Origin of the sequence: Paraburkholderia bryophila (assembly GCF_003269035.1) — a bacterium.
Classification (GTDB): domain Bacteria; phylum Pseudomonadota; class Gammaproteobacteria; order Burkholderiales; family Burkholderiaceae; genus Paraburkholderia; species Paraburkholderia bryophila.
In genome coordinates this window covers 375757-387722 of sequence record NZ_QLTK01000002.1, presented here as the reverse complement: position 1 = coordinate 387722, position 11966 = coordinate 375757, and the positions used below count along the sequence as shown (strand labels likewise).

Genomic DNA, 11966 nt, shown 5'->3' with positions numbered 1-11966 from the left:
AACGTTCGGCCACTTAACGAGAAAATCCTGCCAATGCGGCACTGCACAATATCGCTGAGATTTGTTCATATCAACTGCATTGAACACGCGATGCGCGGAGCATGAGAAGCGCTGCGGCGAAATGCCCGCAGGACAAGGCTGACAGGGAAACGGAGAGGAGTATCGGGCTGGTCTCGATGGGTGTGAGGAAAACCAACCATCCGCGATGCAACCGATAAATTTTATTCAAACACTCTGTTCAAATGTTGACCTGTGCCGTTAAAGCAACAGAGAACCCGTAAGCCGCATCAGCTGCTGGTGCAAAACGGGGACCGAGGCAGATAATCGGTTTGTAAAGGAGAAAGATCATGGATGCCAAACCACCGAAGATTCCGACCCCGGACAAAGTTTTCAGCCCGGATCCGGAACCCGCTGGCGTCGAGTTTCTGGGTGCGGAACTGCCGGAGCACGTTCGCGCCTTTTTCGACGAACAACGAAAGTCGTGCGACTCGAAGTAATCCGTCAGTGGCGCGATGCAGCATCGGCGTCCGCGCGTCCGTCGCGCGGCCCGGGTTCGCACGTGCCCGACTTGGAGTTTCAGGCTCCGCAGACGATGCGGGTTAAACCTGTCTGAGCTCGACGCCTCGGCACCACGCCCGGCGTTCAGTCACGCTCGCCCGTAAGCTCAATGCGCGCCAAGCTTTTTGTTTCGCGCGCCGCTTTTCGCCCGTGAAAACGCCCGCCGCGCCGGGCATCGTCTATTCTTCTGGTTTTTCTTCCGCGGCCGTCCGGCCACCGCCTCCCTCATGAATCGTTCGTCCTGTTTTGGCGCGCGCTGTGCGCTGACCTTGTTCGCCGCGCTGGCATTCACGTCCGTTCCCGCCGTCGCGGATGGCGATGACACGGCGCTCACCAGTTTGATCGCGCTGGCCTCGCAGCGTCTTGCGTTGGCGGAGCCGGTCGCGCGCTGGAAGTGGGCGAATCACCAGGCGATCACCGATACGCCGCGCGAAAACGCACTCCTCGCCGATGTGGAAAAACGCGCGGCGGCGGCCAATGTCGACCCCGCGTTCGCTCACGCGTTCTTTCAGGATCAGATCGACGCGAGCAAGGAGGTGCAGAACGCGCTGTTTGCCAACTGGCGCGCCACGCAGCCACCGCAAGGCCCGGCCCCGGATCTCGCCACCTCGACGAGACCGCAGTTGGACCGCCTGACGCAATCGCTGGTGGCCGGCCTCGCGCGCGTGCAGCCGCTGCGCTCGGCGGCGGATTGTCCGTCGCGCGTCGCGCAAGCGCTGGCTAACTGGAAATCGCTGACACGCTACGACTCGACTCGCTCGGGCGCGCTGACTCGCGCGCTGGGTCATGTGTGCGAGACGGGCGGCGTGGGCGCGACGGGTTGAGCGGCGCGGCGTGACAGCACGCCGCTCTGGCTCAATCGGCTGGATGGGTTAAGCGAGACTCGGAGCGGTCGCGCCGCTCGTCACGCTCAACGGCATCACCCGCAAACCGCGCGCGAGGTGACTTTGCAAAATGCGGTAGGTCGACAATTCGAACGGCCCCGCGACGCTCGACGCGTGCAGATCCGCCGCCTGCGCGAGCGAGGGCGCATGACCCACGTAGCGCCAGCGATCGACCACATGAAACGCGCGCGCCTGCGCCCCTTCCTCGCGCTCCTCGAAAACGATCGGGCCTTGAAACGGCCAGGGCGCGTCCGCCGGATCGCTTTTCGTCACGCGCGGCACGCGGTTGTGACCGGGACGCAAGGTCGCGATCCACTGCGCTTCCGCCAGCATGGCGCCGAGTTCGCCACCGGTCGCTCGCCACTCGACGCGTCGCACCTGCTGCGCGAGTCGAATATCTTTCGACGATCGCTTTTCGCCGGTCAGGTGCGAACGCAAGCGCTGACGCACTCGCACGCTTCGCCCGACGTACAGCGGCAGATCCTCTTCTCCATAAAACGCGTAGACGCCGCATCCGGCCGGCGCGCTGTCCAGCAGATCTTCGGTGATGTTGCCGGCGAGCCGGTAACGCCGTGTGGTGCGCTCGATCTGGGCCCGCAATACGTCTAGCGGCACGAGGCCGTGCAGGCGCTGCCAGAACTGCCAGATCAGATCGGCATCGGCGAGCGCGCGGTGACGGTCGGACGGCACCAGCGCATGACGCTCGACCAACGCATCCAGCCCATGGCGCTTTTCCGCTGGAAACAATGCGCGCGACAGACGCACCGTGCACAACACGTCCGGATCGAACGCGAGGCCGACGCGGCGAAACTCGCCGCGCAGAAAGCCGCGATCGAAACTCGCGTTATGAGCGACGAACAGTTTGCCGTTCAGGCGCTCGAATAGCGCCGGTGCGATCGCGTCGAAGGTCGGCGCGCCGCGCACCATCGCGTTGGTGATACCGGTGAGTTGCTGGATAAAGGACGGAATCGGCTGCTGGGGGTCGACCAGACTGCTCCAGCGCGACACGCCGGCGGGCCCGATTTCGACCACGCCGACTTCGGTAATGCGATGCTCGCTGGTCGATCCGCCGGTGGTTTCAAGGTCGACGAAAACGATCGGCTCATTCAGGGCCGGTTCCGACAAAAACGGTTCAGACATGGAAAGGGATACTTTGGACGCGTGACTTTGCGGCAAGTATGCACCAGTTGGCTGCCCCGTACCCGGATTGCATCGAAGGATCCACGCTGAGCGGTGGCGCGGTGGATCTCACTCCACCGCATTTTTCGCGACCGGCAAAACCTCGAAACGATTATCTTTTTCGGATCAACGCGGCAATGATCCCTAAAAGCGTCGTGAAATGATCCGGTTCAATTGGTATAACCATTCGAACCGGATAGTTAATTCCGCTCAGTTCCGTGATAACGGAACAGGTATTGAAAAAGCCCTCGCTTTCGTGCGAGGGCTTCTCTGCGATCAACTGCGCGATACCACCGTGCGCGGCTTCTTACAGCGGCTGGATATTCGCAGCCTGCTTGCCCTTCGGGCCGGCCTTGACGTCGAACGAGACGCGCTGGTTTTCCTTCAGGGACTTGAAGCCGTCCGCGCGAATCTCCGAGAAGTGGGCGAACAGATCTTCGCCGCCCGAATCCGATGTGATGAAGCCAAAGCCCTTAGCATCGTTGAACCATTTGACGATACCAGTTTCCATGTTCCAGTTTCCCTCGAGGATTTATAAAAATCGGGCAATGCCCTCAAACCGAATATCACAGCCAAACTATCCGTCATGGATTATTTCTGACAACCCGTCTGAAATCAGACCGGTTACGTGAATTCAGCTTTGCCGTTATACGGGTGACGAAGAATCGTCGTCAAGCAAATTTTTGGTATTCGTTTAGCTTGCAACAAGCTATGCGCAACGCAAACCAGATCGGCAATGTTTATCGCATATCTTTATAAATACTGAATAAATTTCACGTCAACATTACTCATCGATCGACGAAAAATGCAGAATGACGGAAAAAATTTCTGCATCTCTGCGATTTATGTAACAAATGATGTTTTTAGTAAGTGTTTTTCCGAGTTGTTGCGGCGCATGCCCGCCAGCATCATTGAAAGTAGTAAATGTTGTGATGCAGATCAGGAGAGCGTCATGTTGTTCAATGAAATCCGCCGGCTTGTCACGTGGCTCGTGCAGTCGCCCGTCAGGGCGGCGGACGGCCCGTTTGAAGCACGCGCGGAAACGACAGACTCTTCCATCTTTAGCTTCGACCCTGCGTCCGTCGTCTGGCACGGCGATCACTGGCAGAATCTGTTGTCGTCGCCCATGGATGCGCGCCGTTATGTGATGGAAGACTGGAGCGTGTCGGCCACCGCGCAATGGAATCCGACTGAAGGTGCGGCACCCGCGTACTGAGCTGTGCGCACACGTCCGCCCGCGGACGAAAAAAAAGCGCGACTGGGAAGTCGCGCCGACAAAGGTTTGGAGATCTTTTTCGTCAACGAAAAAGTCTGCTTCGGAAAGCAGAAATTTCAGTATAGCGGTTGAGAAGACGTCGATTATTCACACAATCGGCAATCATCTATTTCATTCGCAACAACAATCCTTTTTTACGAATTATCTCGTTGTTTTTTTGCATCGATTATTGTCGCAAATGAGCAACGCCATTCGCATCGACACGCTCCCTCCACTCCACGAATAAGCGGAAAGCCTTTATCTATAAGGCTTGCGCGGCATTCCCCCATCGTTTCCGATCGCGTAATACTTTATTGCGCAAATCGGAATGTCCATCTCGCAATCGGTCTCTCTACACTTTGCGTAACCGGAAACCAGCGCGTTTATTACCGCGCGCAGCTCACTCGGATACGCCTCTCGCAGCGGCCCGCGTGAAGGTCTCCCTAAAGCCTGGGTTCAATGCCCGCTCTCGCTCTCGGAGTTACAAGATGATGAAGAAGACACTCATGGTCGCTGCCCTCACGGGCGTTTTTGCAACGGCTGCGCAAGCTCAAAGCAGCGTCACGCTGTACGGCTTGATCGACGCCGGCATCACTTATACGAACAACCAGCACGGCCATAGCAACTGGCAGGAAACCAGCGGTTCGGTGAACGGCAGCCGTTGGGGCCTGCGCGGCGCTGAAGATCTGGGCGGCGGTCTCAAGGCCATCTTCACGTTGGAAAACGGCTTCGGTATCAATGACGGCACGCTGAAGCAAGGCGGTCGCGAATTCGGCCGTCAGGCGTTCGTCGGTCTCGCAAGCGACCAGTTCGGTGCCGTGACACTCGGCCGTCAATACGACAGCATGGTCGACTACGTCGGCCCGCTGGCGTTGACCGGTACGCAGTACGGCGGCACCCAGTTCGCGCATCCGTTCGACAACGACAACCTGAACAACTCGTTCCGGGTGAACAACTCGGTCAAGTATCAGAGCGTGAACTACGGCGGCTTCAAGTTCGGCGCGTTGTACGGCTTCTCGAACCAGGCTGACGGCTTCGCAAACAACCGCGCGTACAGCGCTGGCGCGTCGTACAACTGGGGCGGCCTGAACGTCGCTGCCGCTTACCTGCAACTGAACAGCAACGGCGCGACCGGCGCAGCGGCAGCGTTCAACTCGGGTGGCGCGGTGTCGAGCGACAACACGTTCTTTGCGGGCCGCCAGCAAACCTGGGGCGCAGGTGCGAACTACGCGTTTGGCCCGGCAACGGTCGGCCTGGTTTACTCGCAAACCAACCTGTCGGGCCTGGCTGGCATCGGCGCGGGTGCGTCGGGTCAATCGGCTGGTGTCGGCGGCTTCGGCGGCGGCAGCGCTCACTTCCAGAACTTCGAAGCGAACGCCCGTTATGCTCTGACGCCGGCCGTCAGCATCGCCGGGTCGTACACGTACACGAAGGCAAGCCTGGCCGGTACGCGTCCGCACTGGAACCAGTTCAACCTGCAGACCGCGTACGCGCTGTCCAAGCGTACCGACGTGTACCTGCAAGGCGAATACCAGCAAGTCAACGACGGCGCGATCGTCGACGCCGACATCAACGGTCTGGCAGCTTCGGGCAACAACAAGCAAGTGGCTGTTACCGCAGGTCTGCGTCACCGCTTCTAAAGCGGCAGGCAGGTCTCGCAGTATCGAAGGCGCCGTTCGCGGCGCCTTTTTTTATGCTGCGGCGAAAGCACATGGGAGTACGGTCGAAATCGCCTCTCCAGCGACGCCGTGGCCGAGCGCCCTAGCCGCCCATGTCCGGCGGCGGATACTTCACGTTAAGTATGTCGATCGGCTGCGGGCCGGCAGGCGTGTACAAGGTCACCGTATCGCCGATCTTCGCCTTGATCAGCGCGCGTGCGACCGGCGAGATCCAGCTCACGTGTCCGATATCCAGATCGACCTCGTCGACGCCGACAATGGTCACGACGTGATCCTCGCCGTCCTCGGTCGCGTACTCCACGGTCGCGCCAAAGAACACCTGATCGACATTCTCCTGCTTGCTGCTGTCGACCACTTCCGCGAGGTCGAGACGCTTGGTCAGAAAGCGGATGCGCCGGTCGATCTCGCGCAACCGACGCTTGCCGTAGATGTAATCGCCATTTTCCGAGCGATCGCCGTTCGACGCCGCCCACGACACGAGTCTGACCACTTCGGGCCGCGCGACGTCGATCAGATGCAGCAGTTCGTCACGCATGCGCCGGTAGCCGGCGGGCGTGATGTAGTTCTTGGTGCCGGCCGGGACATCCGGCTGGGCGACGTCGAGGTCGTCGTCATTCTCTTCACTCGACTCTTTGACAAAGGCCTTGTTCATGATCATCCGTTGACTGCAGCAAACGACTGCCTATCAAGGGTACACGATCATGGCCATGAGACAAATCGCAGTTACACGCTTCCCTTTTTCAAAACCTTTGCTATAATCTCGTTTCTGCGTGCGGCTGTAGCTCAGATGGATAGAGTACTTGGCTACGAACCAAGGGGTCGTGGGTTCGAATCCTGCCAGCCGCACCACTTATTCGAGGGCCTCCCTCCCGGGAGGCCCTTACGTTTTACCCAGTTTCATTGCAGTAAAGCATCACCCGTTTAGCGTGCGGCTGTAGCTCAGATGGATAGAGTACTTGGCTACGAACCAAGGGGTCGTGGGTTCGAATCCTGCCAGCCGCACCACCTATAAAGGGCCTTCCGATCGGAAGGCCCTTTGTTTTTGTTCAGCGCATTTTTTCCGAGTTGCGCGACGAGACCGGGCCAGGCCGGTCTACTTGGCCACGGCACGCGTGAAGCATGCGAGCGCGCCAACCGCTCAAGCTAACGCGGCGCCGACTGAATATCTCCAATCTGCCCATCCGGGTTCGGCATGTCGCCGCCGTACGAACCCTGCGCGGTTTCCTCGCCGATCGGCTGTGCCTGCTCGCCAGTCAACACCTGCGCCTCGTGCAGCACATCGTCCACGGTATCGCCATACCTGCTTTCGACGAACGCTCGCAGCAACGCCTCCCGCAGCGAGTCCCCTCTCCCTTCGACCGTCCGGTGACTCCCCTCGAAATCCGCGACGCAATGCGCCGAACCCTGGTCGGTCCGCTCGCGTACCTCCAGCCGTTGCGCGCGCTCCAGTACCGCAGCCGCGGCCTCCCATGACGTGGACGGCGTGAACCGGCCGTCCCAGGGACGTCCGCGGTCGTTGCCGCGAATCGAAACGGTTTCGCCGCTGTCGGTGAAGTGGATTTCGCGCACGAAGTCGTGCAGGCTGCGCGCCACCCAATAGTCGAGCGCAAGGCCGGTGAGGTCAACTACGTTCATGAGCGTTCTCCCTGAAGAACAGGTGAGACTCGCAGGCAGCCCGCGCGTTCAGATAGACGCGAATGGCGCGCGAGACAGGCTGAAAATAAAAAAGGCGCGCTTACGCACGCCTTCGGCTACATCTCAGGCACACCGCACATTGCGCGCGGCGTGCGAAACAAAAATTAGTAGTCCGCCCGCTCGCGATCGATCCGCATCCCGCCGTCGTGACGGTGATGGCCTTCCTCGCTCGGCCGTTCGCGCGCGATTCGCATCACGTCCGGGTTGGTCCGCACGCGGCGCATCACATTGGCCAGATGAACCCGATCGCTGACCTGGATCACGAAGCGCAGCACTGTGGACTCCTGCGAGAGGTCCTCGTCCATCGCAATGTGGACGATGTTCGCGTCCGCCGACGTGATGTCGGCTGCCACGCGGGCAAATACGCCCTTGGTGTTCTTGACCAGCACCTTGACCGCGACGTCGAACAGACGCCCCGGCTGCGGCGCCCACGCCACGTCGATCCAGCGACCCGGATCGCGCTTATGGATACGCTGCGCGACGCGGCAATCCGTGGTGTGGATTGCCATACCGAGGCCAATGCCGATATAGCCCATGATGTCGTCGCCCGGAATCGGCCGGCAGCAGGCCGACAGTTGCACCGACATGCCCTCGGTGCCCGTGATAACCACCGGCGGCGCATGCGGCAGATCGGAGTGCGAGCGCGAGCCGTCGTCGTCGGCGTCGCGGCCGCTCATCAACACCTCGATGCGCTTGGCCATGACCGCCGCGACACGCCGGCCGAGGCCGATGTCCGCGAAAATTTCCTGACGGTTCTTGTTGCCCGTCCATTGCACGAGCTTTTCCCACGCTTCCGGCGTGACGTCCGACAGCGCAAAACCGTAGCCCTTCAACGCCTGATCGACCAGCCGCTCGCCCAGCTGCACGGACTCGTTCAGGCGCATGGTTTTCAGATAATGGCGGATCGCCGAACGTGCCTTGCCGCTACGCACGAACCCGAGCCACGCCGGATTCGGCTTCGAATACGGCGCCGTGATGACTTCGACGATGTCGCCGCTCTTCAACTCGGTGCGAAGCGGCAGCAGTTCATTGTTGATCTTCACCGCGACGCACTGGTTGCCCAGGTCGCTGTGGATCGAATACGCGAAGTCGAGCGCGGTGGCGCCACGCGGCAACGCCATGATCTTCGACTTCGGCGTGAACACGTAGACCGCATCCGGGAACAGATCGATCTTGACGTGTTCGAGGAATTCGCTCGAGTCGCCGGCTTCGCTCTGAATATCGAGCAGCGACTTGAGCCACTGGTGCGCGCGCTTCTGCACGTCGTTCAGGTCGGCACTGCCGTTTTTGTACAGCCAGTGCGCGGCCACGCCGGCTTCGGCGATCTCGTGCATCTTGCGTGTGCGCACCTGAAACTCGATCGGCGCGCCGAACGGGCCGACCAGCGTGGTGTGCAACGACTGATAGCCGTTCACCTTCGGAATCGCGATGTAGTCTTTGAACTTGCCCGGCACGGGCTTGTACAGCGCATGCAACGCGCCGATGCAGGTGTAGCACTCCAGCGCGCTTTCGACCACCACGCGGAAACCGTACACGTCGAGCACCTGCGAGAACGACAACTGCTTGTCGCGCATCTTCTTGTAGATGCTGAAGATGGTTTTCTCGCGGCCGGTGACTTCGGCGTCGATCTTCGCGTCGGCAATGGCGCGCTGCACCGACTCCAGAATCTTGCCCACCACTTCGCGCCGGTTGCCGCGCGCTGCCTTGACGGCTTTTTCGAGCGTGGCGTAACGGTGCGGATTGAAGTTCGCGAAGCTCAGGTCCTGCAGCTCGCGATAGGTATTGTTCAGGCCGAGCCGATGGGCGATCGGCGCGTAGATATCCAGCGTTTCGCGCGCGACCCGGCGGCGCTTCTCGTGCGGCACCGCACCAAGCGTACGCATGTTGTGCAGCCGGTCGGCGAGCTTCACCAGAATCACGCGGACGTCGCGCGCCATCGCGAGCAACATCTTGCGGAAATTTTCCGCCTGCGCTTCTTCGCGATTGCGAAACTCCATCTTGTCCAGCTTCGACAAGCCGTCGACCAGCTCCGCCACCTTGGCGCCGAAACGCTCGGCGAGTTCGGCCTTGGTCACGCCCTGGTCTTCCATCACGTCATGCAGCAGCGCTGCCATGATCGACTGGGCGTCGAGATTCCAGCCGGCGCAGATCTCCGCGACGGCGACAGGATGCGTGATGTAGGGCTCGCCACTCTGGCGGTACTGGCCGAGGTGGGCTTCGTCGCTGAAATGGAAGGCCGCCTTGATGTCCTTGATCTCTTCCGGCTGCAAATAGCCGGACAAGGCGGACGTCAGCTTGGCGATCGAGACGACGTCATGCCGGCGCGGTTGCTCCGGCGTGGCGGTCGGCCCGAACAGATGGCGAAACGACTGTTCGAGGACCGCGTCGATGTACTTGCGTGCGGACGAGGGCGAGTCGGCGTCGTGTTCCACTTCCGTGGCGGTGGGCGGGGTGGTACTCATGGTCGCCTCCGCAGCGGTTGGGGTTGGACGCCGGTCTGCACGTTGATGCGATTACGTGTAGCAAATGGGTCAAGCGAGGTAAAGCGGGTGAAGCGGTGAAGCAGAAAACGTGTAAAGCAAAAGCGGGCAATCGAAACCAGAAAACGCTGCGCCTTAAACCGGCACCTTCTTCAGCATTTCGACGCCGACCTGGCCGGCTGCGATTTCGCGCAGAGCGACGACCGTGGGCTTGTCGCGGCTTTCGATCTTCGGCGTGTGACCTTGCGCGAGCTGACGCGCGCGATAGGTCGCGGCAAGCGCGAGTTCGAAACGGTTCGGGATCTGTTTGAGACAGTCTTCGACGGTAATGCGGGCCATGTTGGGTTCCTTCTCAGTATGTTGCTTATTCTACCTTATGTGCTCGACACGCCGCCGCGTTCACGCGTGTGGCAGGTGAATGCCGAGCTGCACGAAAAGCTGCGTGTGGCGCGCGTATTGCGACGCGAAGCGCGAACGCGTCGCGGCCACGAGGCACTGCAGTTCGCTGAGCGCGCGATCGAAGTTCTCGTTGATCACCACGTACTCCGCTTCGGCCGCGTGCGCCATCTCGCTACCGGCTGCGAGCAGACGCCGCGTGATCACGTTCGGCTCGTCCTGACCGCGTTTCTTCAGACGCTCTTCGAGCGCTTCGAGCGACGGCGGCAGGATGAAAATCTCGACCGCGTTGTGAAACTGTTTCTTCACCTGTTGCGCGCCCTGCCAGTCGATTTCGAGCAGCACGTCATGGCCGCTTTTCATCTGTTCCTCGATCCAGACGCGCGACGTGCCGTAGTAATTGCCGTGCACTTCCGCGCTTTCGAGAAACTCGCCGGTGTCGTGACGCGTCATGAAGTCGTCGACGGTGGTGAAGTGATAGTGCTCGCCGTCCTGCTCCTTCGGACGCGGCGGGCGCGTCGTGTAGGAGATCGACAGACGGATCGCGTCGTCGCCCGCGAGCAGCGCGTTCACGAGCGTCGACTTGCCCGCGCCCGAGGGCGCCACCACCATGAACAGGTTGCCCGGATAAGCACCGGCGTAGGGATTGCGTGTGTGGTCGGTCATGTTCGTGTTGCTCCCGCCTTATTCCAGATTCTGTACTTGCTCGCGCATCTGTTCGATGAGCAGCTTCAGGGTCATCGACGAATCCGCCAGTTCTTTCGCGGCGGCCTTCGAGCCGAGCGTGTTCGCTTCGCGATTGAGTTCCTGCATCATGAAGTCGAGGCGCTTGCCGACCTTGCCGCCCTTCTGGATCACGTGGCGCGTTTCGTTCAGGTGCGCGGTGAGGCGCGACAATTCTTCGGCAATGTCGATACGAATGCCGTACATCGTCACTTCCTGACGGATCCGTTCGTTGATCTCTTCGCGCGACACGATCGTCGCGGCCGTGTCCGGCGCGGCGATGCCAAGCGCTTCCTGCAGACGCTCGACGATCTTCTGTTGATGCCTGGCGATCAGTTCCGGCACGAGCGGCGTGATCTTCGTCACGATCGCTTCCATCTCGGTGACGTTGGCGAGCAGCATGGTGGCCAGTTGCGCGCCTTCACGGCCGCGCACGTCGATCAGGTCGGTAATGGCCTGTTTGCCGCAGGCGAGCACCGCGTCGCGCAACACGTCCTGCGCCACGCCGGTTTCGGCCAGCACGCCGGGCCAACGCATGATTTCACCGGTGCGCAGACGGCCGGCTTCCGGGAAGGTGGCCAGCACCGTGCGTTCGAGCACCGCGAGTTGCGTCAGCGCTTCATGGTTGACCGAGCCCGCGCTGGCCGTCTGTTCGCTGCGCTGCAGATTGATACGGATATCCACCTTGCCGCGCGACAGTTTGTTCATCAGCATTTCGCGCAGCGTCGGCTCGCAGACGCGCACGTCTTCCGGCATGCGGAAGTTCAGATCGAGAAAGCGCGAGTTCACCGTGCGCAGTTCGACCGATACGCTCACGCCGCCGGTGCCCGAGGCCGCGACGAGTTCGCGCGTGGCGCTCGCATAGCCAGTCATGCTGTAGATCATCGTATTTCTCGCGATTGTGGCCATGCGCTCGACGATGGCCGGAGAGTCGAATCGCCCGGCGCGTACGAGGCGCGGGGCGGAGAACCGGCATTATCCCATTTTTGCCGGAAGGGCCGTCCTGTCACGCTCGCCGTCGACCGGCGCACGCAGCATGCACGCGTCCTCGCATGACCGCCGTCGCGCGATCGGCGGTAAAATCGCGCTTTCCTTCCCGCTTTTCTTCCAGACCGAT

The 11966-nt window shown here is 60.9% G+C and carries 12 protein-coding genes and 2 tRNA genes; 6 read left to right on the top strand and 8 right to left on the bottom strand.

The annotated features are described in order from the left end of the window. Positions 1 to 347: 347 nt before the first annotated feature. Both BX591_RS36355 and BX591_RS05310 read left to right on the top strand, forming a co-directional pair. Entirely contained in the window at positions 348 to 497 is a 150-nt protein-coding gene (locus BX591_RS36355) for a hypothetical protein (RefSeq protein ID WP_028200145.1), read from the top strand. 288 nt (positions 498 to 785) lie between these two features. After that, complete coding sequence (locus BX591_RS05310) at positions 786 to 1382, top strand: chorismate mutase (protein ID WP_111929906.1); 597 nt, start codon at positions 786 to 788, stop codon at positions 1380 to 1382. A gap of 48 nt (positions 1383 to 1430) precedes the next feature. On the opposite strand, the gene BX591_RS05305 is transcribed toward BX591_RS05310, so the two are convergent. Then, positions 1431 to 2582: an exonuclease domain-containing protein gene (locus BX591_RS05305; protein WP_111929656.1), complete on the bottom strand. Its 1152-nt coding sequence runs from the start codon at positions 2580 to 2582 to the stop codon at positions 1431 to 1433. Between the two features lie 346 nt (positions 2583 to 2928). Further along, complete coding sequence (locus BX591_RS05300; RefSeq protein ID WP_007180812.1) at positions 2929 to 3132, bottom strand: cold-shock protein; 204 nt, start codon at positions 3130 to 3132, stop codon at positions 2929 to 2931. A 294-nt stretch (positions 3133 to 3426) separates the two neighbouring features. On the opposite strand from BX591_RS05300, the gene BX591_RS37295 reads away from it, so the two are divergent. Both BX591_RS37295 and BX591_RS05290 read left to right on the top strand, forming a co-directional pair. Beyond that, positions 3427 to 3837, top strand: coding sequence for a hypothetical protein (locus tag BX591_RS37295; RefSeq protein ID WP_420849327.1), 411 nt, complete (start codon positions 3427 to 3429; stop codon positions 3835 to 3837). Positions 3838 to 4367: 530 nt separating this feature from the next. Next, positions 4368 to 5516: a porin gene (locus BX591_RS05290; RefSeq protein ID WP_111929905.1), complete on the top strand. Its 1149-nt coding sequence runs from the start codon at positions 4368 to 4370 to the stop codon at positions 5514 to 5516. Positions 5517 to 5637: 121 nt separating this feature from the next. On the opposite strand, the gene greB is transcribed toward BX591_RS05290, so the two are convergent. Next, on the bottom strand, positions 5638 to 6207 hold the full coding sequence (gene greB / locus BX591_RS05285; RefSeq protein WP_111929904.1) for a transcription elongation factor GreB: 570 nt from the start codon (positions 6205 to 6207) through the stop codon (positions 5638 to 5640). 120 nt (positions 6208 to 6327) lie between these two features. Between greB and BX591_RS05280 the strand changes: the two genes are divergently transcribed. Beyond that, positions 6328 to 6404: transfer RNA gene (locus BX591_RS05280), tRNA-Arg, on the top strand. A gap of 79 nt (positions 6405 to 6483) precedes the next feature. Further along, a tRNA-Arg gene (locus tag BX591_RS05275) sits at positions 6484 to 6560 on the top strand. 138 nt (positions 6561 to 6698) lie between these two features. Here the strand turns inward: BX591_RS05275 and BX591_RS05270 are convergent. The 5 genes from BX591_RS05270 to BX591_RS05250 form a co-directional block, all read right to left on the bottom strand. After that, a complete protein-coding gene (locus BX591_RS05270; RefSeq protein ID WP_111929654.1) occupies positions 6699 to 7190 on the bottom strand; it encodes a phage protein NinX family protein in 492 nt (163 codons plus the stop codon). Positions 7191 to 7354: 164 nt separating this feature from the next. Then, positions 7355 to 9712 (bottom strand): RelA/SpoT family protein, encoded by a 2358-nt coding sequence (locus tag BX591_RS05265; RefSeq protein ID WP_111929653.1) that lies wholly within the window; start codon positions 9710 to 9712, stop codon positions 7355 to 7357. A gap of 153 nt (positions 9713 to 9865) precedes the next feature. After that, positions 9866 to 10069, bottom strand: coding sequence for a DNA-directed RNA polymerase subunit omega (gene rpoZ / locus BX591_RS05260; RefSeq protein WP_006025620.1), 204 nt, complete (start codon positions 10067 to 10069; stop codon positions 9866 to 9868). Between the two features lie 60 nt (positions 10070 to 10129). After that, positions 10130 to 10792, bottom strand: a complete 663-nt coding sequence (gmk, locus tag BX591_RS05255; protein WP_111929652.1) for a guanylate kinase — start codon at positions 10790 to 10792, stop codon at positions 10130 to 10132. Positions 10793 to 10810: 18 nt separating this feature from the next. Next, positions 10811 to 11734: a YicC/YloC family endoribonuclease gene (locus BX591_RS05250; RefSeq protein WP_111929651.1), complete on the bottom strand. Its 924-nt coding sequence runs from the start codon at positions 11732 to 11734 to the stop codon at positions 10811 to 10813. Between the last annotated feature and the right edge of the window lie 232 nt (positions 11735 to 11966).